Source organism: Bordetella sp. 02P26C-1 (assembly GCF_009763255.1).
In the GTDB taxonomy this organism is placed as follows: Bacteria; Pseudomonadota; Gammaproteobacteria; order Burkholderiales; family Burkholderiaceae_B; genus Bordetella_A.
Genome location: NZ_WSJB01000019.1, coordinates 52205 through 73131, shown reverse-complemented (window position 1 = coordinate 73131; position 20927 = coordinate 52205). Strand labels below are relative to the sequence as shown.

Below are 20927 nucleotides of genomic sequence, written 5' to 3'. Positions count from 1 at the left end.
CGCGCGACATCCCCCCTGCTACATCTGCAAATCGCATGCACACTGCTACTACCCACGCCTTTACTCCCGAACATGATGGTCCGCTGAAAGACATACGTGTCGTCGATCTGTCGCGTCTGGTCGCCGGCAATATGCTGTCCTTATATCTGGCCGACTTTGGCGCGGATGTCATCAAGGTGGAACGCCCCGAGCGCGGAGATGACCTGCGCCACTGGCGCGAAGGTGGGCAGGCGGTTTACTGGAAGGTCTATGGCCGCAATAAACGGTCTTTAACCTTGGATATCAAGTCGGACACGGGGCTGATTCAACTGAAAAAGCTGATCAAGTGCTCACACATATTGATTGAAAACTTCGTCCCCGGCGGCCTGGAAAAAATGGGCCTGTCGCCTGACGAGCTGCACAAGTTGAACCCGGCGCTGGTCATCGCACGCGTTTCGGGCTGGGGCCAGACCGGTCCGTATAGCCATAAACCCGGCTTTGGCACCTTGGTGGAAGCGATGTCGGGCTACGCCCATTTGAACGGCTTTCCGGACAAACCGCCCGCGCTGCCGCCGCTGGCCATGGCCGACATGGTGGCCGGCATTTATGGTGCGGCTGGCGTGCTGACGGCATTGCGTTCCGCCGAGAAAACCGGTGTCGGGCAAGTGGTGGACCTGTCGCTGTTTGAACCAATTTTCTCGCTGATTTCTTCCGAGGCCGCGAAATTCCAGGCGACCGGCACGCCCACGATGCGCTCGGGTAATCAATCGGCCCATACGGCACCGCGCAATGTCTATCTGTGCAAGGACGGCCAGCACATCGCCATGTCGGGATCGATGCAATCCATGGCGATGCGGATTTTTGACACGATCGGCCGACCCGAGCTCAAAACCGATCCGCGTTTTGAAAACAACGATGCACGCGTGCAGAACAAGGACGAGCTCGATGAGATCATCCAGTCCTTCGTGGCACAGCGCACGCAGGAAGAAAACCTTGCATTGTTCGAGCGTGCCGGTGTGACGGCGGGGCCGGTGTATTCGGTGGCCGACCTGATCGATCACCCGTATGTGACCGGACGCGAGGCAATCGTGCATGTGCCTGATGCGGATATGGGCAGTGTGCCCATGCACAATATTATTCCGCGCCTGTCGGGCAGCCCAGGCGCGCTGCGCCGCCCTGCTCCGGCCTTGGGCGAGCATACGGCGGACATTCTGGCCAAATTGGAAAGCGTGTCGCTGGACTGAACGAATACGCGCGGGCGTTGCTTTCCAGCCAGGTGGCGCTGGTCTGCCCGCCCTCCGGCTCACGTAAACTCAATCCTCACTTTCTAAGGAAGACGCACCATGAAGCAGGTCTTTGCATGGCGATCCATGCTGTTTGTTCCCATCACCAATGATCGCTTCATTCAAAGCGGGCTGAAGCAGCCAGCCGACGCCATCCAGCTCGACTTGGAAGACAGCGTCGCGCTGGACCTGAAAGCCGAAGCACGCGCACGCGTGGCGGAAGTCTCTAAACAGTGTCACGAGCAGGGCAAGGACGTCATCGTGCGCGTGAATCGCCCGTGGCGCCATCTGGTGCGCGACATCGAGGCCAGCGTGGGCCCCCATGTGCATGCGCTGACCTTGCCCAAGGTGCCCGACGCGGGTTTCGTGCGCTCGGTGGCCGAGATTATCGAGGAAGTCGAAATCGAACGAGGCATGACGCCCGGCCATACGCGGTTGATCGTCATGGTCGAAGACGCCGAGGGTCTGCACAATATGAACGAGATCGCGGCCGCGCATCCCCGTATCTGCGCCATGATCGTCGGCGCCGAGGATCTGGCGGTGTCGCTGCAGATGGCGGTGACGCCGGATTCGCTGTACGTCCCCAACGTCATGGCGGTGGCCGCGTGCCGTCGCGCGGGCATTGCGCCTATCGGATTTGTGGGCTCGGTGGCGGATTTCGCCGACCGCGAGGCGTTTCAGAAAACCGTCGAGCGGGCCGCCGCGCTGGGTTTCGAGGGCGCGTTCTGCATCCATCCCAGCCAGGTGCCGGCCGCCAATGCGGCGTTCGCACCTTCCGCCGAGGCCGTGGATCGCGCGCGCCGACTGATCAAGGTATTCGAGGAAGAAAAAGCCCTGGGCCGCTGGGCCTGCACGTTCGAAGGCCGCATGGTCGACGCGCCGGTGGTGAAACAGGCGCAGCGCGTGGTGGAAAAAGGCGAGGCGTTCGGGCTCTGAGCGCTGCGGCCGGCGCGCTGTCTTGCGCCGGCCGCAGCACGCGCGGGCTCGTCTTTTACGCACCGACCGCAACTCGCACGGGTCCGTCCAGATTCCTCAGACGCGCCCGATATACGTTGCGGCGCGTTAAACGCTGGCGGCGCGCTGCTGCTCCTCTTCCAGGCGCTGCTCTTCGCCTAGCGCGGCGACATCTTCGACCATGGCGACTTCCCCGCCCGTATGACCTTCCTCCTCGGAGACAGGCGCCTGCACGACATCCGGCTCCGGAGAAACCATCTCCATGCCGGCGTCGGCCTCGATATCCACACGAGGGTCCAAGGTCACCGAAGCAGGAGAACTTTGCAAACTGTCCGGCATGGGGACGAACTGCGTCGGCGCCTCGTCCACCTGATGCGCCCCCGTGACCTTCGCCGGCCGGACAAAGATCACCAGCACCAGCGCGCAGACCGAGACAAAGATGTAATACATGTTCGGGCTCAGCGACGACATCAAGATGCCCGCGATCATTGGGCCCAGACACGCGCCCACGCCATAGGTCATCAGCAAAATCGCGCTCAGGCTCACGCGGCGTTCGGATTCCACGTGGTCATTGGCGAATGCCGCGCCCAGCGGATACAACGTGAACTGCAAGACGCCAAACACGCAGGACAACAACACCAACGCCCAGAACGGCAGCTCAAGCCAGCCCCATAGCAACGCGGGCAGCACCACCAGGATCATGGCGTTGAAACGAATCAGGCCCGCGCGGTTGATCCGATCGGACAACCAGCCCATGGGCCATTGCGATAACAACCCGGCAGTGACGCCCGCCGCGACAAAGAGCGCCGATTCGGCCGTGGTCATGCCGTATTTGGAAGCGAACACGGGCGCCAGACCATAGAATGCGCCTGACAAATTGCCCGCGATAAAAATAACAGTCAACGACAGCGGCACGCGCTGGCGAAAGAATCGGATATCCAGCGGTGCCGGCACGGGCGTGGGCGGGTGGGAACGGGCCGTCAGCGCGATGGGCACGAGGCACAAGGTCAGGCATGCCGCCACGACCACCAGCGGCTGCTGGTCCAGGGTCGCGTAAGCGCTCAGAATCAACTGGCCCAGCACCGTGCCCAGGCCCGACACCACCATGTAGACGGAAAACACACGCCCGCGCTGGTGGTTTTCGGTTTGTTCGTTGAGCCAGCTTTCGATGACCATCAGCTCGGTCACCATCACGATCCCCGACACCAGGCGAAACACCAGCCAGACCGGCATCGAATCGACCACCATCTGCGCCAGAATCATGCAGGTGGATATCGCCGCGCACGCGACGAACGCGCGGATATGGCCCACGCGGATGATGAGTTTGTGCCCCATCCGGGCACCGCACACCAGCCCCAGGTAATAGCCGGCAATCAGCGCGCCGACCCATATTTCGCTAACGGACTCTGCGGTCAGCTTCAGGCCCATATAAGTATTGAACAGGCCGGTGCCGATGAGCATCAGCAGCGTCGCCACATAGAGCGACGAAAAGGAGGAGATGGTGGTCAACATGAGAACAAACCAAACGCATACGGCGCGGCGCTTGTGGTGCCACGCCGTTGACTATCACGGCATTAAATCTGCGACAGCAGGGTGGCTGCGTCGCTGACTTCGAATTTGCCGGCTTCTTCGATATTCAATTGGGTAACGACGCCGTCTTTCAAGAGCGCCGAATAGCGCTGCGAACGCACGCCCATACCGCGCGCGATCAGATCCAGCTCCAGGCCCAGGGCACGCGTCCATAGCGCGGAACCATCGGCCATCATGCGCACTTTACCGGCGGTCTTTTGCTCGCGGCCCCAGGCGCCCATTACGAACGCATCATTGACGGCCACGCACCAGATTTCATCCACGCCCTTGTCTTTGAGGGCTTGCGCCTGCTCGACATAGCCGGGCAGATGCTTGGCCGAGCAAGTCGGGGTAAAGGCGCCAGGCACGGCGAACACGGCAATCGTCTTGCCCTTGACCAGGTCTGCGACCTGAAACGCATTGGGGCCGACGGAACAGCCATTGCCCTCGGTTTCAAAAAACTCGGTCAGGGTGCCATCAGGCACGCGATCGCCGACTTTGATCGTCATACATTCTCTCCAGGTGGACGCAAAAATGCGGAGCGACCATCGCTCCGCCAACCCTCATCATAGTGCTAACCCAAGACCTTGAGGGATCCTGGAACAATTTCAGCCCAACGGCGAGATCCCTACGCAACACCTTTCAGGACGCCGCATCATGACCCTGTATGGTGAAGGGTTATCGGACCGCGCCCCCGGCTCGCGCGCCTCGACTATCATAGGGCGCATGCGCAAGGCGAAATCCAGGCGCTTCCGCGTTCAATTTTTAATGTCATGTTGCTGTCCATGTCCTCTGAATCCCCTACGCTTAGTCATCTGGACGAGTCCGGTCAAATCCGCATGGTCGATGTCGGCGCCAAGACCGAAACCGATCGCGTCGCCATTGCCGCCGGCCGGGTCCGGATGAACGCCGTCGCCTACGGGCTGCTGACCCAGCCCGGCCAGGGCAAGGGCGAAGTCCTCAATACCGCGCGGGTGGCCGCCGTGCTTGCCGCAAAACGCTGCGCCGAGCTGATCCCGCTGTGCCACAGCTTGCCACTGGCTTTCGTCGGGGTGGATTTCGCGCTGGATGACGAGAGCCACACCGTCGAGGTCCGCGCCACTTGCCGCACCCGTTACAAGACTGGTGTGGAGATGGAAGCGATGACCGCATGCAGCGTCGCGGCGCTGACGATCTACGATATGTGCAAGGCGGCCGATAAGGGCATCGTGATCGAAAACGTCCATTTGGAATACAAAGCCGGAGGAAAAAGCGGTGAATGGCGCAACGGTTAATCTTCTGTATTTCGCCCGCGTCGCGGAGTTAGTCGGTAAGCGCGGCGAGAGCTGGCCGCTTGCTACGCCCACGACAGGCGCGCAGCTGCTGGAGGCCTTGCAGGAACGCTATCCAGATCTCGCCCCTGCTGCACGCTTGAAACTCGCGATCAATCAAATGCACGCGAAGGCAAACGCGACCATCGCTCCAGGAGACGAAGTCGCGATTTTCGAACCCGTGACCGGAGGTTGACCATGGTCATTGTTCAAGAAGCCGATTTCGATAGCGCGGCCTTGCTGGCCGGACTGCGTGAGCAGGTGGGTGGGCAGGCTGGCGCCATCGTGACCTTTACCGGCTATGTGCGCGATTTCGCGCCGGGCCAGGAAACCGACACTTTGTTCCTGGAACACTATCCCGGCATGTGCGAACGCGAGCTGGAAACCATCGCGGCCACGGCGCGCGAGCGTTGGCAGCTCGCCGGCACGGTGATCGCGCATCGTGTGGGTGCGCTGACCCGGAGCGCGCAAATCGTGTTTGTCGCGGCGGCGAGCGCGCATCGAGGTGATGCGTTTCGCGGATGCGAATACATGATCGATGCGCTCAAGACGCGCGCGCCTTTCTGGAAACGCGAGACGCTGGCCGATGGCAAGAGCTTTTGGGTGGAGCAGCGCGCGGCCGACCATGAACGCACCGAATCCTGGGAATCGCCTGCCGCCGCGCCGCGTGCAAACCAGTGAGCCTTTAATACGTAAGACGCATGAATAACGATCTGCTCGATTTCGAACGTGCCCAGGCGCTGTTGGCGCAGGCGGCATCGCCCCTCGGCGGGCAAGAAACCGTGACCCTGATGCAAGCCGTGGGACGCGTGCTGGCACAAGACGTGACGGCCACCCTGGATTTGCCGCCGGCCGACAACAGCGCGATGGACGGCTATGCCATCCGATTCGCCGACTATCAGCCCGGCGCACGGCTACCCGTTCAACAACGCGTTTTTGCCGGTGAAATGCCTGCGCCATTGGAGGCGGGCCAAGCCACGCGTTTATTCACCGGCAGCCTGATTCCGCCGGGCGCCGATACCGTGGTTATTCAGGAAATAACCCGCGAGGCCGACGGCCACGTGGAGATCCTGCAAGCGCCCACGCAAGGCGAATTCGTGCGCAAGCGCGGGATGGATACCACCGCGGGCAAGACCTTGCTCACGAGCGGCACCCTGCTGGAGGCCGCGCATATCGCGTTACTGGCCTCGCAAGGTCTGACCGAGGTTCCCGTGTTCAAACAGGTACGCGTCGGCGTGTTGACCACGGGCGACGAATTGGTCAACCCCGGTGAAGCGCGCGCGGCGCAACAGATCTACAACTGCAATGGGCCCATGCTCGCTGCCTTGGTGCAAAAGACCGGGGCGCAAGTCATACACGTACTGCACGCACGCGATAACGAAGCAGACCTACGCACGGCGATTCAAACCATACTCGCCGACTGCGATCTGTTGTTGAGCATCGGCGGCGTATCCGTGGGCGAGAAGGACCTGGTCAAGCCCGTGCTGGAATCGCTGGGTGGACAACTGTCGCTGTGGAAAGTGCGCATGAAACCGGGCAAGCCGGTCGCGCTCGCGCATATCGACGGCAAACCCATTGTGTGCCTGCCCGGCAATCCGGTGTCGGTGTATGCCGTCTACACCATGCTGGTATCACCGCTGGTGCGGCGCATGCAGGGTCGCGCCAACCTGTTTCCTCAGGTCACGCAAGCACCGATCCGGCTGGCGCGCCCGCATAAGGACAGCCGCGAGGAATTTCTGCGCGTGCAATGCCGTCAGACCGCGCAAGGCACTACCGAGCTGATCCCGTATCCGAATCAGGATTCCTCGGTCATCAGTTCTATGCCATGGGCCACGGGTCTGGCTCGCACCCCGGCGGGCGAAACCGTCAACGATGGGGATATCGTGCGGTATTACGACGTCGCGCACTGGCTGGCGTAATGTCCTCGACCGGGGCGCGTTAGACCGGGGCGCGTGACGTCAATGTCATCCGCCCCGGTCAGCCCGGCGCCGCGGCCTCCACGTTAGCCGCCGATATAGCTCATTTCGACCTTGCGTTCGCCCACGGGCAGAACCGGAGCGCCTTCCGAACGCAGTTCCGAATAACGGTCCTCGCGCTGGCTCCAGATGCCAGCCATCGCGCGGGCAACTTCCTCATCGTCGGCGCCGCTACGCAACAGACCGCGCAGATCATGCCCCTCCGAGCCAAACAGGCAGAGAAAAATCTTGCCCTCCGGCGACAGGCGCGCACGGGTACAGCCGCTGCAGAACGCCTGCGTGACGCTAGAAATGACGCCGATCTCACCGCCACCATCGGTATAGGCCCAGCGCTCGGCCACACGGCCCATCACGTCGGCTTCCAAGGCGGTCAACGGAAATTCCTGGCCGATGCGCTGCAGCACCTCGCTGCTGGGCACGACTTCCTTCATGTTCCAGCCGTTCGTGTTGCCCACGTCCATATATTCGATGAAACGCAGCACCTGCCCGGTATGACGGAAATGACGCGCCATGGGCACGATCTGATCGTCGTTCAGACCACGACGCACGACCATATTGACCTTGACCGGCTGCAAGCCCGCCTCGGATGCGGCCGCGATACCGTCCAGCACATCCACGGGCGTGTATTTGCTGTCGCTCAGGCGCGCGAACATCTCGGCGTCCAGTGCATCCAGGCTGACGGTGACCCGGTTCAACCCCGCGGCCTTGAGCGCGGCGGCTTTACGACGCAGCAAAATGCCATTGGTGGTCAATGTCAGCTCTAGCGGCTTGCCGGCAGGCGTACGCAGCTCGGCCAACATACCGATCAACACTTCAATATTCTTGCGCAGCAGCGGCTCGCCGCCGGTGAGCCGGATTTTCTCTACGCCCAGTTGCGCGGCCAACCCTGCCACACGCGTGATTTCCTCGAACGACAGCAAGGCCGAGTGCGGCATGAAGGTGTAGTTCCCGTCAAACACCTCGCGCGGCATGCAGTAGGTACAGCGAAAGTTACAGCGGTCCGTGACGGAAATACGCAGATCGCGCATCGGACGCGCGAGCCGGTCCAGCACCGGTTGCCCGGCGGCGGGCAGCGTCCCCTGCGGCACAGTCGCAGTACGAAGCGCAGTATGGTCGGCGAGGAAAATCACTTTGCTCATGTAACTATCATATCGCGCAATGGCCGGTGGGCCATCAGACGCCAAATGCCTCTTTCAAGGTGACGATACGCCCCGTATCGCCGGTGTCATAACCCGGCAACTGGCCGACATAGGCGAGGTATTCTTCGCCGCGCAGGATTTTCAACAGATCCTGCATGGCCGGCGTGTCCAAAGACGTACGGCGAATCGCGAAGAAATACCGTTCTCGCACCAGCGGCACAAAATCCAGCCCAAACCGCCCCGCAGCCGTCTGCACGCCCACACCCGTATCGGCCATGCCACTGGCAATATGCGCGGCAATCGCCATATGGGTGAACTCATTGGTCTCGTAACCCTGCACCGCGCTGGTCGAGATTCCCGCGCGTTCCAACATCAGTTCCACCAACAGGCGCGTACTCGAACCGATCTGGCGGTTCACAAAACGCACGTCCGGGCGTGCGAGATCGGCCATGCCGTGAATCTGTTTCGGGTTGCCCGGCATCACGAAGAGACCAGTATCGCGTATGGCCAAGTGGATCAGCAGATAGTCATCAGAGGACAGCCATTGCGCATAACGCGTAAGAATAGGCCGCTCGAATTCGCCCATCGGAATCTGAAAGCCCGCCAGATCGCATTCGTGACGCTCGAGCGCGGCCAGGGCTTCGATGGCGGTGCGATACCGTAGCTCCAGGCCCGGTTCGCGCGCATTCATGTGCTGCATCAGCGTCTCGACGGCAAAGCCATGGCTGGCGTGCAGCCGCAGATACGGCACAGTTTCGGGTAGCAGCTTCTCCAGTTCTTTTTGCAGCTCGGACGCGAGACTATCCAGCGTGGGCATGAGCCGGGCCTCGATGCGGCGATTGGCCCACAGCAAGCGCTGGGCAAAAGTGGATAGCTTGGTGCCCTGCCGGCGATTCGTGATGAGCAACGCCGTACCAAAAAGCCCCTCGAATCGCCGCAGCACACCCCAGGCGTGGCGGTATGACAGCTCGCATTCCTTGCACGCGCCGGCGATGTTGCCACTGGCGTCGATGGCCGATAGCAATCTCAATAGGTCGTGCAGCGATTGCGGTGCCTCGTCGGGCCCGCTTTCCAGGACCCACGACGGCCGCAGGGCAACCCGGAACTTATATGTCATACATTTCCTATTGAACTACGCCGATCGGCCGGTTAGAGTACGCGAAATACGCGGTCCCGCTCGAATTAATGTGATTTTAAAAGCATATTATCAAAACGCGGGCGTGCGATTGAATTGATTTGCTTGAGACTGTCCCAGGAGACCAGCATGCTCAGTGCGCAGGCACACCCCCATTCCCCCGGCAGCGCCGGCGCCCATGGGGGCGCATCGACGCTCGCGGCAGCGCGCGCGTCCGCCTCGCCCGCCGTGGTCACGGCAGCGGAAGTGGCCTCGCGCTGGCGCGATCAGCCGGGCGCGCTGTTGCCCATCCTGCATGAAATACAGCATGCGCTGGGCTGTATTCCGGCCGACGCGGTGCCTGTCATCGCCGAGGCCTTGAATCTGTCTCGCGCCGAAGTGCATGGGGTCATCACGTTTTATCCGCATTTCCGCACCGAGCCGGCAGGCCGTCACATGCTGGAGGTCTGCCGCGCTGAAGCCTGTCAGTCCATGGGCACGGATCGCCTGATCGCGCATGCAAAGCAGCATCTGGGCTGCGACTTTCATCAAACCACGGCCGACGGCGAATTTACCCTTGAACCCGTCTACTGTCTGGGACTGTGTGCACAGTCGCCCGCGGTCATGTTGGATGGTCAGCCGCATGCACGCGTGAGCGCGGAGAAACTGGTGCGCCTGCTGAATCAAGCGCGGCAAAGCAAAGCGGAGGTGCAGGCATGAGCACCGGTGTTCTCCATTCGAATGCGACGGATACCCAGGACGCCGTCACGATCTATTTACCGCGCGACGCCGCTGCCCTGGCGATGGATGCCGATGCCGTCGCGCACGCTATCGAAGCCGAAGCACAACGTCGCGGCGTGCCAGTCCGGCTGGTGCGCAACGGTTCGCGCGGTCTGTTGTGGCTGGAGCCCTTAGCAGAAGTCGTCACTCCGGCGGGTCGTGCCGCTTATGGTCCTGTGCAGGTTGAAGACGTGGCTGAGCTCTTCGACGCAGGCTGGTTGCAAGGCGGCGACCATCGCCTGCATCTCGGTCTGACTGAAGAAATTCCGTATCTGAAAAAGCAGCAGCGCCTGACTTTCGCGCGCGTGGGCGTGATCGATCCACTGTCGCTGGATGACTATGTATCGCACGAGGGCATGCAGGGCCTGCGCCGTGCCTTGACACTGTCGCCCGAGCAGATCGTCACCGAAGTGACAGACTCGGGCCTGCGCGGGCGCGGCGGCGCGGCATTTCCCACCGGCATCAAATGGAAAACGGTGCTGACGACGCCGGCCGAACAGAAGTACATCGTTTGCAATGCGGACGAAGGCGACTCCGGCACGTTTTCGGATCGCTTGTTGATGGAAGGCGATCCATTCACCCTGATCGAAGGCATGGCCATCGCCGGGCTGGCCGTGGGTGCCACCTATGGCTATATCTATGTGCGTTCGGAATATCCGCATGCGATTGCCACGCTAAGCGAGGCGATCGCCCGGGCGCGCGCGGCGGGATGGCTAGGCGATGATATCCAAGGCTCAGGCAAACGCTTCGACCTGGAAGTCCGCACCGGCGCGGGCGCCTACATCTGCGGCGAAGAGACCTCGCTCTTGGAAAGCCTGGAGGGCAAACGCGGCGTGGTGCGCGCTAAACCTCCGCTGCCCGCCATTGCGGGTCTGTTCGGAAAGCCCACGGTCATCAACAACGTCATCTCGCTAGCATCGGTGCCTGTCATCCTGGCCCGTGGCGCGCAGTACTACCGCGACTATGGCATGGGCCGCTCGCGCGGTACCCTGCCTTTTCAACTGGCCGGCAATCTCAAGCACGGCGGTCTGGTGGAGTTGGCGTTTGGCGTGACTTTGCGCGAGCTGCTGGTCGACTTCGGCGGCGGCAGCGCCTCGGGACGGCCGCTACGCGCGGTGCAGGTGGGCGGCCCGTTGGGTGCGTATCTGCCGGAATCGCAATGGGATGTGCCGTTGGACTATGAGGCCTACATCAATATCTCCGCCATGGTGGGCCATGGCGGCATCGTTGCATTCGACGATACCGTCGATATGAGCCATATGGCGCGTTATGCGATGGAGTTTTGCGCAGTGGAGTCCTGTGGCAAATGCACGCCCTGCCGCATCGGCGCGGTGCGCGGCAAAGAGACCGTGGACAAGATTCGCGCGGGTGGTCCGCAGCGCGAGCAACATATCCATCTGCTGCGCGAGTTGTGCGACACCATGCTGGGTGGCTCCTTATGCGCGCTGGGCGGCATGACACCCTACCCCGTGTTGTCCGCGCTGAATCATTTCCCGCAAGACTTCGGCATCGTCCAAGACTCGCCGTCCGCCCATCAAACCGCCTCTCATCAGGCCTGATCCGAACGAGAACCGCCATGCTCGAAACCGTTATCAAACGCGAACGCGATATGGGCACGCCCGCCCGGGATTTGAACCCGGACGCGCGCCTGATCACCCTGACGATCGACGGCCAGGAAATCTCCGTACCGGAAGGCACGTCCGTGATGCGCGCGGCCGCCGAGGCCGGCATCAATATTCCCAAACTCTGCGCGACCGACAGCCTGGAGCCGTTCGGCTCGTGCCGGCTGTGCCTGGTGCAGATCGACGGACGTCGAGGCTATCCCGCATCGTGCACCACGCCGGTCGAAGACGGCATGGTGGTCTACACCGAAACGCCGAAGCTGCACGACCTGCGCCGTGGCGTGATGGAGCTTTATATCTCCGATCACCCGCTCGACTGCCTGACCTGTCCCGCCAATGGCGACTGCGAACTGCAGGACATGGCGGGCGTCGTGGGTCTGCGCGCGGTGCGCTATGGCTATGAGGGCGAGAACCATCTGAAAGCCGAGACGGATGCCTCGAACCCGTATTTCTCCTACGACCCGTCCAAGTGCATTGTCTGCAATCGCTGCGTGCGCGCTTGCGAGGAAACCCAGGGCACGTTTGCGCTGACCATCTCCGGCAAGGGTTTCGCATCACGCGTGACAGCGGGCCAGAATCAATCGTTCCTGGAAAGCGATTGCGTGTCCTGTGGCGCCTGTGTGCAGGCTTGCCCCACCTCTACCCTGCAAGAAAAGTCCGTCATCATGATGGGCCAGGCCGAGCATTCCGTCATCACGACCTGCGCGTATTGTGGCGTGGGCTGCGGCTTCAAGGCCGAGATGAAGGGGCAGGAAGTCGTGCGCATGGTGCCGTGGAAAGACGGCAAGGCCAACCGGGGCCACGCCTGCGTGAAAGGCCGGTTTGCCTGGGGCTACACGACGCATAAGGAACGCGTGCTCAAGCCCATGATCCGCGAGCGTATCACTGACCCCTGGCGCGAAGTTTCCTGGGAAGAGGCGCTGGCCTACACCGCATCGGAGTTTCGCCGCATTCAGAACAAGTATGGCCGTGACTCGGTGGGTGGCATCACGTCCTCGCGTTGCACCAATGAAGAAACCTGGCTCGTGCAAAAGCTCGTGCGTGCGGCCTTCGGCACCAACAACGTGGATACCTGCGCGCGCGTATGTCACTCGCCGACAGGTTATGGCTTGAAGCAGACGCTGGGCGAATCGGCCGGCACGCAGACGTTTGATTCCGTCATGCATACGGACGTGGTGGTGTTGATGGGCTCGAACCCCAGCAGCGCACACCCAGTTTTTGCGTCGCGCCTGAAACGCCGCCTGCGCCAAGGCGCGCGGTTGATCGTCATCGACCCGCGTCGTATCGAGCTGGTGGATTCCCCGCACATCAAGGCGGACTATCACCTGCCCGTTCGCCCCGGCACAAACGTCGCGCTGTTGACGGCGATGGCGCATGTGATCGTCACCGAGGGCCTGGTCGCCGAAGACTTCGTCGCCCAACGCTGCGAAGCCAAGGCCTTTAACGAGTGGCGCGCATTCGTGGCGCGCCCCGAGAACTCGCCCGAAGCGACGGCAGAGGTCACAGGCGTCCCCGCCGCCGACGTGCGCGGCGCGGCACGCCTGTACGCAACGGGCGGCAACGGATCGTTCTACTACGGTCTGGGCGTGACGGAGCATAGTCAGGGTTCTACCGCGGTGATGGCGATTGCCAACCTCGCGATGGCCACGGGCAACATCGGCCGCGAAGGCGTGGGTGTGAATCCGATGCGCGGTCAGAACAATGTGCAGGGTTCCTGCGATATGGGTTCGTTCCCGCACGAGTTGCCCGGCTACCGCCATGTGTCGGACGACGCTGCGCGTGCGCTCTTCGAGGCGGACTGGGGCGTGACGATCCAGCCCGAGCCCGGCTTGCGTATTCCCAATATGTTCGAGGCAGCGCTGGCAGGATCGTTCAAGGGCCTGTACTGCCAGGGCGAAGACATCGTGCAGTCGGATCCCAACACGCAGCACGTCGCCGCCGCGCTGTCCGAGATGGAATGCATCGTGGTTCAAGACCTGTTCTTGAACGAGACGGCGAAGTATGCGCACGTCTTCCTGCCGGGCTCTTCGTTCCTGGAAAAAGATGGCACCTTTACCAACGCCGAGCGCCGCATCTCGCGCGTGCGCAAAGTAATGGAACCGCGCAACGGCATGGCGGACTGGGAAATCACCATGGCGCTGGCCAACGCGCTGGGCTATCCCATGAATTATCGTCATCCCAGCGAGATCATGGACGAGATCGCGCGCCTGACACCCACGTTCTCGGGCGTTAGCTACGCCAAACTTGATCGCATGGGTAGCCTGCAATGGCCCTGCAATGACGAAGCCCCCGAAGGCACGCCCATCATGCACATCGACGCGTTCGTGCGTGGCAAGGGCAAATTCATGATTACCCAATACATCCCCACGGAAGAACGCAGCACGCGCAAGTACCCGCTCCTGCTGACTACGGGACGCATCCTGTCGCAGTACAACGTGGGTGCGCAAACGCGGCGCACGCCTAACGTGGCCTGGCATAGCGAGGACGTGCTGGAGATGCATCCACAGGACGCCGAGGACCGTGGTGTCACAGAAGGCGATTGGGTTGGCATACAAAGCCGCTCGGGCGAAACGGTGCTGCGCGCGACGATCACCGATCGGGTACAACCGGGTGTGGTATATACCACCTTCCATTTCCCAGAATCGGGCGCGAATGTCGTGACCACGGACAATTCGGATTGGGCCACTAACTGCCCTGAATACAAGGTCACCGCGGTTCAGGTGTTGAAAGTCTCCCAGCCATCCGAGTGGCAACGCGAGTGGTCGCGCTTTACCGATACGCAGCAACAGCTGCTACACGGTCGCGAGCGCGGATCCGAACTGGCGATGGTGACCAAATAACCTCTCACACGCCCCGCGCCATGGACCACCACCCGCCTAGCTCTCAGTCGCGCATCGACTTTGCACAGACCTCTGTGCGCCGTATCCGCGCGGGCGAGATCGAGGCGGCCACGCAAACCGAGCGCGTTGCCGAGGAAACACCGATCGCGTTGGAGTACAACGGCATCAGTCATGCGACGATGCTGGCTTCGCCTGCCGATCTGGAAGACTTCGCGCTGGGTTTCTCCTTGACCGAGGGCATCATCGGGCGCGCCAGCGATGTGCGCGGCATCGATGTCGTGGCGCTCCCTGACGGGATGATCGTGCAGATCGAAATATCGAGCGCATGCGAAGTCCGGCTGAAAGAACGACGCCGCGCCATGGCCGGACGAACGGGTTGCGGGTTGTGTGGGGTGGAAACCTTGCCGGAAGTACTACGTCCAGTTCAGCCGGTCGCCGACACTGCACCCATCAGCATCGCGTCGGTATTGCATGCGATGCGCAGCCTGCGCGCGCACCAGCCCCTGCACGACCTGACGGGCGCCACGCACGTGGCTGCCTGGGCGGATTCGGAGGGCCAGATACGGCTGGCGCGCGAGGACGTGGGCCGCCACAATGCCTTGGACAAGTTGATCGGCGCCCTGTCGCGTAACAACGTTTCCTCATTGCACGGCATGGTCCTGGTATCTAGCCGCGCGAGCTTTGAGATGGTGCAGAAATGTGCATCCGCTGGCGTAGGCGTGCTGGCTGCCGTCTCGGCGCCTACCGCGCTGGCGATCCGAGTTGCGCACAACGCCAACGTGGCATTGCTGGGCTTTGTCCGCGATGCCGACGCTACCCTTTATACCCACGCTGAACGCATTCAGAACTGACGCATCATGGACATCGCCAACTTGATCCGCATGGCCAACCGCATTGGCGATTACTTCGCCGCCTATCCTGATCGCGAGGAGGCCATGGAGGGCGCGGCCACCCATATCCAGAAGTTCTGGGAACCGCGTATGCGCGTGGCATTATTGGATTTTCTCGCGGCGCATGAGGATGGTCAGAGCGATGACATCCAACTGCATGCGCTGATGCGTGATGCCGTGGTCAAGTACCAGGCGCGCCTGACGCCCGCCCGGGCTGTTTGACGATAAATATCGCGGCACGAGGCGTGATTCACGCCCGAGCCAAACGCCACAACGAGGTGATCTCCGCCGCCCGCGCGCTGTGCAAGGGATCGCCGGGATCGGACGCGCGGCCATGCGTGGGGCGCGCATCTAATCGATCCACGACAGACAGGCCCGCGTCTTCGATAAGCGACAATAGCTCGCCCGGTTGACGCAGCCCCAGATGCTCGGCCAGATCCGACAAGATGAGCCAGCCCTCGCCATTCGCGCTTAGATGCTGTGGCAACCGTTTCAGATACTCGCGCAACATCCTGCTGTCCGGGTCATAAATCGCATATTCCACCGGCGCGCTAGGCCGCGCGGGCAACCAGGGCGGGTTGCACACGATTAACGGCGCCTCGCCCTCGGGGAACATATCGGCCTGCAACAAGGTGACGTGTTTATCCAAGCGTAGGCGAGCCAGGTTCTCACGCGCGCAAGCCAAGGCCCGCGGGTCCTGATCGGTCGCGATCACCTCGGTCACGCCACGCTGCGCCAGGACGGCGGCCAGCACGCCCGTCCCCGTTCCGATGTCGAAGGCTCGCGCGTGATCGGCCGGCAGCGGCGCGCGCGCGACCAGATCGATATATTCGCCGCGCACTGGGGAAAAAACCCCATAGTGCGGATGAATGCGCGCATTGAGCGCTGGAATAGGCACGCCTTTTTTTCGCCACTCATGGGCGCCGATGATGCCCTGCAATTCACGCAACGACGCCAAATAAGGCCCTGGCGCGGGACCGAAGGCTTCCAGGCACGCTGGCCTGACATCGGGCGCGCGGCGCAGCATCACCGTGTGATCGGCATCAAAGGGCAACAACACACTGCCCAGTATCCGCGCCCGCTGCGATTGCGCCTGACGGTGGCGGTTAAACGCATCCAACGGGGTTGCGGCCGGCTTGCGCGGTTTTTTATCGATACGCCGGGCCAGCGCCTGCACCAGCTGCCGTGCATTGTGAAAATCCCCACGCCAGAGTAGCTGCGTCCCCTCGCACACCAGTCGATAAGCGCCATCGGCTGACAGTGTGTCATCGGCGATCTGGATACGCGCCGGCACGGGCGCACCCGATTCGGAACGCCAGAATGCGGATTGGGGCTGACCGGATTCGGTCCATTCAACGAGGGGCAATGCGGACATGGCGATAGACAAGAAAGGAGTCCCCGGCAATGTAGCAGTTTCCCGTTGGTAGGGTCGCGCCATCGCGCAGACCGTCGGCGTAGACGGCGCAGCCGTAGCACAGCTCCCCCGCTTAGACATCGAACCCTTGCAGCAACCGCAACCCGAAACCCATCGCGGTGGCCACGTCGCCTGGCACTTCCCAACTCTATTTTTGGGGACAGCGTGACGACTGACGACACTGAACAACGTAAAATGTCGGGCTTCCTGCTTCCACATGCTCCCCTGATGAACCTTGACCGCCTGCGTCGTGAATTTCCCGACTTCGACATAACCACCCTGCCCTCCCTACCCGAGGGGTACGTCGACACGTCGGCCTACATCGATGCAGCGCCCTCATTCGAGAACGCGGAGCGCGGTTTGAAAGTGTATGTCGACTACGCCAACTATGACGACCGCGAATCCGGCCGGAGCGAGCGCTTCTGCGTTTCGCGCTACGACGAGGAAGAGGGCGACTACGAGGACGTCGCTCTGTCGACTAACGACTGGGCCGAAGTCATCCGCTTCCTGAGCGCTTGAACGCGCTCGCGGAACCAGCGTGCCGTAGCTGCGCCACCCGGCCACGCGCGACCTGCTGGGTCGCAGGCGTGGCCGTCCACTAAGGCTGCCCGATCCCCGTCAGCCCGACCAAGCCACCCAACGCAAGCAACCACAAAGGATGCACGCGTGAAAACGTCGCCACCACCGCGACAATGGCCGTGATCGCGCCCAGCAGCCAGGTATGCACCGATGCCTCGGTAATGAGCGAGGCGCTAGCTGCGACGAGGCCCACGGTTACGGGGAAGATCCCAGTCTGCACGATACCGCGCCATGGCTTGTCCTTGAACCGTTCCCATAATCCCAACGCGATGCCAGTCAGTATCGAAGAGGGACCGAACTTGGCGATCGTTGCTACCAGCGCCCCCTGCCATCCCGCGACCTGCCATCCGACCAGCGTCACGATCATCATGTTCGGCCCGGGCGCGGCCTGGCTTAACGCGAAGAGCGCGCTGAATTCGGCGGCCGTCATCCAGCCATGGACCTCGACGACTTCCCGCTGCATCTCCGGCAGGATCGTATTGCCGCCGCCAAACGCCAGTACCGAAAGCTGCGTGAAAATAATAAAGAGGGCAATCAATACGGAAGTCATCGACGCAGCCTCCAGCTGACCAGGATACTGATAGGCGTCAACACCAACATGGTGGACACCAAGGGAAAACGCAGCACCGCGATGCACACGAAACAGATTACGGCCACGGCGATGCCAAACCACTGCCCGCGCAATGGGCGGGCAATTTTGACCGCCATCGAGATCAGCAAGCCCGCGGCGGCGGCGGCCAGACCGGCGAACAGATGCTGAATATGCGGATCGTTCGCGTATCGGTCGTACACCATGCCCAGGGAGATGATGATGAGCGATGGCGCCAGAATCAGGCCCATCAGCGCGACGAAGCCACCTTTGACCCCACGAAATTTCAGGCCTAAAGCAACGGACATATTGATCATATTTCCGCCGGGCAGAAACTGGCACAGACCCAGCAATTCCGTAAACGCGTCGGGCGAGAGCCAGCGGTTCTTCTCCACCACCATGTGTCGCGCCAACGGCAATGCGCCGCCAAATGCCATCACGCCCAGCAAGAAAAAGTTTTTGAATAGCGCCCAGCAGGTAGGCGGCGAGCTAGTGACACCGGTGGCATCGAAGGTAGGAGGGGATGAAGGCATCGAAGGGTCCTGCAATGTCTAGAAAATGACCGGCCCCCGCATTGGCGCGAAAACAGTGTCAGCATGAGCACCGGAAACGGCACGAAGCCTACTCCTGAGTGGAAAAGACCGCAACGCGGGCGCCGGGGCTGTCCCGTCTAAGCCGACGCCAACATCGTCGGCTCGTGGCAAACCGCGCCCGCGCGCGAACCCTCTCGTGCATTGACTTAGAATGACAGCCCCTTATCGCGCCCAGCGCATGCGCAATGTCCAGCCCTAGCTCTCAGACGCCGTCGTCGCTCACTCCCATCCTCCTGCTCATCCTGGCCATGGCTTCGCTTCAGGGCGGTGCGGCGCTGGCCAAGACGCTCTTTCCCGTGATCGGTGCGGAGGGTACGTCCGCATTGCGTTTGTTGTTCTCCGCCTTGATGCTGCAGCTCTATTTCCGGCCGTGGCGGGTACGGATGAACGCGCGCGGCTGGGCGCTGATCGTGGCGTATGGCCTGTCGCTAGGCGGCATGAACCTGCTGTTCTATATGTCGTTGCGCACGATACCGCTAGGGATCGCGGTGGCGCTGGAATTCACCGGGCCGCTGGCCGTGGCGCTCTTGACCTCGCGCAAACGCATGGACTTTCTATGGATCGCGTTGGCGGCCGTGGGGATCTCGCTATTGATTCCGCGCGGGTTTGCATCGCAGCCGCTGGACCCCGCCGGGATGATGTATGCCCTGACGGCGGGGCTGTGCTGGGCGGCTTATATTGTGGTGGGCAGACGGGCGGGCCAAGCCCACGGCGCGCAGACAGTCGCGCTGGCCTCCACGGTGGCCGCGCTATGCCTGCTGCCCATCGGGCTGCTGCACGCCGGATCCGCGCTGTTTGCCCCCGATATACTGCCTTGGGCGCTTGCCGTGGCGCTGCTCTCGAGCGCCCTGCCCTATGCCCTGGAAATCAATGTATTGCCGAAATTGCCGGTACGTGTGTTTGGCACACTGCTGAGTCTGGAACCCGTTCTGGGCGCATTGTGCGGCTTGATGTTCCTGAAGGAAACCTTGACCTTCATGCAATGGATGGCGATCCTGGCCATCGTCACGGCCTCGGCCGGCATCACGCTCGGCAATCGGCGCGCCTCGGAGAAAACATCAACATCTAAGCGCAGGCGCCGTCCCTAGTCGGATCCAGAGGCAGCAGACCAGCTGCCTCTGCAATTACCCGATCAGTCGCGGAAGTTCTGAAACTGCAAAGGCAGATCCACGTCCGTCTTGCGCAGCAAGGCGATCGCTTGCTGCAAGTCATCGCGTTTCTTGCCGGTCACGCGCAGCTTGTCGCCGTTGATCTGGCTTTCGACCTTGAGCTTGGCACCCTTGATGGCGGCGATCAGCTTTTTGGCCACGGGTTGTTCGATCCCTTGGCGCACCGTGATTTTCTGCCGCGCGCCACCCAGGTTTTCCAACGGAGCGTCGATCTCCAGGCACCGCACATCGATCCCGCGCGCCGACAGACGGCCGCGCAGGATATCTATCATCTGCTTGAGCTGAAACGCACTGGGTGCGCTTTGGGTGACGACAAAACCTTCGAGTTCGAATTTGGCGTCGGTTCCCTTGAAGTCAAAGCGCGTGGCCAGCTCGCGATTGGCCTGATCGACCGCGTTGCTGAGTTCGTGTTTATCTACTTCGGACACCACGTCAAAACTGGGCATGGATGCATCCTACGAAAAATGATTCAAAACCAGTGCCGCCAAACCGGCGACACTTTTCACACAGAATGCAAGTGTAAGACCTTTCGAGCAGCTATGATGCCCAAGGCGCGGCACGCCTTATCCCCGAAGCCGCCATAATGAGGACGAACTACGATGTTTTATAGCATTCTGAAGCTCGCGCATCTGCTCGCCATCGTGCTTTGGGTAGGCGGCATGATTTTCGCGCACTGTTTTCTGCGTCCGTCGTTGGGCGCATTGGAACCCCCGCACCGACTGCGCCTGATGCAGGATGTCTTAGGCCGCTTCTTCAGTGCGGTACTCGGCGCCGTAATTGTGGTGCTGGCCAGCGGCGCCTGGATGATAGGACGCACGGCGCGTCAGGTCGCGGAAACGGGTGGCAGCTTTCAGATGCCGTATGCCTGGATCACGATGGCGATTCTGGGCGTGGTCATGGCGGCAATCTTTGGCCATATTCGTTTTGCGCTCTATCCGCGCCTGGATCGTGCGGTACAGGCCGCGCAATGGTCCGACGGCGCGAACGCCATGGCCGCGATCCGGAAATGGGTCACCGTGAACCTGGCGCTGGGCGTGTTGACCATTGCGGTCATCATGCTCGGTTGACGCGCCGGTAGTGACGCGGCCCGCCGGAATCATCCAAGCGGGCCGCGCGACAGGCGAGTC

22 protein-coding genes are annotated in these 20927 nt (G+C 61.8%); 14 read left to right on the top strand and 8 right to left on the bottom strand.

What is annotated here, in order from left to right; genetic code table 11:
* The first annotated feature begins 35 nt into the window (after positions 1–35).
* Both GOQ28_RS11355 and GOQ28_RS11350 read left to right on the top strand, forming a co-directional pair.
* Positions 36–1223, top strand: a complete 1188-nt coding sequence (locus GOQ28_RS11355) for a CaiB/BaiF CoA transferase family protein (RefSeq protein WP_160356521.1) — start codon at positions 36–38, stop codon at positions 1221–1223.
* A 99-nt stretch (positions 1224–1322) separates the two neighbouring features.
* Positions 1323–2198 carry an HpcH/HpaI aldolase/citrate lyase family protein gene (locus tag GOQ28_RS11350; protein WP_160356520.1) on the top strand — a complete coding sequence of 292 codons (876 nt, stop codon included), beginning with the start codon at positions 1323–1325 and terminating at the stop codon, positions 2196–2198.
* 126 nt (positions 2199–2324) lie between these two features.
* Here GOQ28_RS11350 and GOQ28_RS11345 read toward each other — a convergent pair whose 3' ends face one another.
* Both GOQ28_RS11345 and GOQ28_RS11340 read right to left on the bottom strand, forming a co-directional pair.
* Positions 2325–3728, bottom strand: coding sequence for an MFS transporter (locus GOQ28_RS11345; protein ID WP_160356519.1), 1404 nt, complete (start codon positions 3726–3728; stop codon positions 2325–2327).
* 62 nt (positions 3729–3790) lie between these two features.
* Entirely contained in the window at positions 3791–4294 is a 504-nt protein-coding gene (locus tag GOQ28_RS11340; protein WP_160349345.1) for a peroxiredoxin, read from the bottom strand.
* Positions 4295–4570: 276 nt separating this feature from the next.
* Here GOQ28_RS11340 and moaC point away from each other — a divergent pair, with 276 nt between their 5' ends.
* The 4 genes from moaC to GOQ28_RS11320 are packed head-to-tail and all read left to right on the top strand — an operon-like array spanning position 4571 to position 7014.
* Complete coding sequence (gene moaC / locus GOQ28_RS11335; protein ID WP_160349346.1) at positions 4571–5059, top strand: cyclic pyranopterin monophosphate synthase MoaC; 489 nt, start codon at positions 4571–4573, stop codon at positions 5057–5059.
* Positions 5040–5291: a MoaD/ThiS family protein gene (locus GOQ28_RS11330; protein WP_160349347.1), complete on the top strand. Its 252-nt coding sequence runs from the start codon at positions 5040–5042 to the stop codon at positions 5289–5291. The genes moaC and GOQ28_RS11330 overlap by 20 nt, the downstream gene beginning before the upstream one ends.
* Positions 5292–5293: 2 nt before the next feature.
* Positions 5294–5776 (top strand): molybdenum cofactor biosynthesis protein MoaE, encoded by a 483-nt coding sequence (locus GOQ28_RS11325; protein WP_160349348.1) that lies wholly within the window; start codon positions 5294–5296, stop codon positions 5774–5776.
* A 32-nt stretch (positions 5777–5808) separates the two neighbouring features.
* Positions 5809–7014 carry a molybdopterin molybdotransferase MoeA gene (locus tag GOQ28_RS11320; protein ID WP_160356619.1) on the top strand — a complete coding sequence of 402 codons (1206 nt, stop codon included), beginning with the start codon at positions 5809–5811 and terminating at the stop codon, positions 7012–7014.
* Positions 7015–7097: 83 nt separating this feature from the next.
* Here GOQ28_RS11320 and moaA read toward each other — a convergent pair whose 3' ends face one another.
* The gene (gene moaA, locus GOQ28_RS11315) at positions 7098–8210 is read right to left on the bottom strand and encodes a GTP 3',8-cyclase MoaA (RefSeq protein ID WP_160349349.1); all 1113 of its coding nucleotides are present in this window, start codon (positions 8208–8210) and stop codon (positions 7098–7100) included.
* A gap of 34 nt (positions 8211–8244) precedes the next feature.
* Positions 8245–9327: a substrate-binding domain-containing protein gene (locus GOQ28_RS11310; protein ID WP_160356518.1), complete on the bottom strand. Its 1083-nt coding sequence runs from the start codon at positions 9325–9327 to the stop codon at positions 8245–8247.
* A gap of 147 nt (positions 9328–9474) precedes the next feature.
* Between GOQ28_RS11310 and GOQ28_RS11305 the strand changes: the two genes are divergently transcribed.
* Genes GOQ28_RS11305 through GOQ28_RS11285 form a run of 5 tightly spaced genes read left to right on the top strand, consistent with a single transcriptional unit; the run spans position 9475 to position 15678 of the window.
* Entirely contained in the window at positions 9475–10044 is a 570-nt protein-coding gene (locus tag GOQ28_RS11305; RefSeq protein WP_160356517.1) for a formate dehydrogenase subunit gamma, read from the top strand.
* On the top strand, positions 10041–11663 hold the full coding sequence (locus tag GOQ28_RS11300) for a formate dehydrogenase beta subunit (protein WP_160356516.1): 1623 nt from the start codon (positions 10041–10043) through the stop codon (positions 11661–11663). The genes GOQ28_RS11305 and GOQ28_RS11300 overlap by 4 nt, the downstream gene beginning before the upstream one ends.
* Before the next feature lie 17 nt (positions 11664–11680).
* Positions 11681–14566, top strand: coding sequence for a formate dehydrogenase subunit alpha (fdhF, locus tag GOQ28_RS11295; protein WP_160356515.1), 2886 nt, complete (start codon positions 11681–11683; stop codon positions 14564–14566).
* Positions 14567–14586: 20 nt separating this feature from the next.
* A complete protein-coding gene (gene fdhD / locus GOQ28_RS11290) occupies positions 14587–15417 on the top strand; it encodes a formate dehydrogenase accessory sulfurtransferase FdhD (protein ID WP_160356514.1) in 831 nt (276 codons plus the stop codon).
* Positions 15418–15423: 6 nt separating this feature from the next.
* Positions 15424–15678: a formate dehydrogenase subunit delta gene (locus GOQ28_RS11285; protein WP_160349355.1), complete on the top strand. Its 255-nt coding sequence runs from the start codon at positions 15424–15426 to the stop codon at positions 15676–15678.
* 28 nt (positions 15679–15706) lie between these two features.
* Here the strand turns inward: GOQ28_RS11285 and GOQ28_RS11280 are convergent, their stop codons facing one another.
* Positions 15707–16831 carry a methyltransferase gene (locus GOQ28_RS11280; RefSeq protein ID WP_160356513.1) on the bottom strand — a complete coding sequence of 375 codons (1125 nt, stop codon included), beginning with the start codon at positions 16829–16831 and terminating at the stop codon, positions 15707–15709.
* A gap of 204 nt (positions 16832–17035) precedes the next feature.
* Between GOQ28_RS11280 and GOQ28_RS11275 the strand changes: the two genes are divergently transcribed.
* A complete protein-coding gene (locus GOQ28_RS11275; RefSeq protein ID WP_336603768.1) occupies positions 17036–17389 on the top strand; it encodes a hypothetical protein in 354 nt (117 codons plus the stop codon).
* Positions 17390–17468: 79 nt separating this feature from the next.
* On the opposite strand, the gene GOQ28_RS11270 is transcribed toward GOQ28_RS11275, so the two are convergent.
* Both GOQ28_RS11270 and GOQ28_RS11265 read right to left on the bottom strand, forming a co-directional pair.
* Complete coding sequence (locus tag GOQ28_RS11270) at positions 17469–17999, bottom strand: chromate transporter (RefSeq protein WP_160349357.1); 531 nt, start codon at positions 17997–17999, stop codon at positions 17469–17471.
* Complete coding sequence (locus GOQ28_RS11265) at positions 17996–18571, bottom strand: chromate transporter (protein WP_160356512.1); 576 nt, start codon at positions 18569–18571, stop codon at positions 17996–17998. Before GOQ28_RS11265 ends, GOQ28_RS11270 begins: the two co-directional genes overlap by 4 nt.
* Positions 18572–18816: 245 nt before the next feature.
* Here GOQ28_RS11265 and rhtA point away from each other — a divergent pair, with 245 nt between their 5' ends.
* On the top strand, positions 18817–19719 hold the full coding sequence (gene rhtA / locus GOQ28_RS11260; protein WP_160356511.1) for a threonine/homoserine exporter RhtA: 903 nt from the start codon (positions 18817–18819) through the stop codon (positions 19717–19719).
* A 44-nt stretch (positions 19720–19763) separates the two neighbouring features.
* Here rhtA and GOQ28_RS11255 read toward each other — a convergent pair whose 3' ends face one another.
* Positions 19764–20246 carry a YajQ family cyclic di-GMP-binding protein gene (locus GOQ28_RS11255; RefSeq protein ID WP_160356510.1) on the bottom strand — a complete coding sequence of 161 codons (483 nt, stop codon included), beginning with the start codon at positions 20244–20246 and terminating at the stop codon, positions 19764–19766.
* A gap of 153 nt (positions 20247–20399) precedes the next feature.
* Between GOQ28_RS11255 and GOQ28_RS11250 the strand changes: the two genes are divergently transcribed.
* Positions 20400–20867 (top strand): CopD family protein, encoded by a 468-nt coding sequence (locus tag GOQ28_RS11250; protein WP_160356509.1) that lies wholly within the window; start codon positions 20400–20402, stop codon positions 20865–20867.
* The last annotated feature ends 60 nt before the right edge of the window (positions 20868–20927 follow it).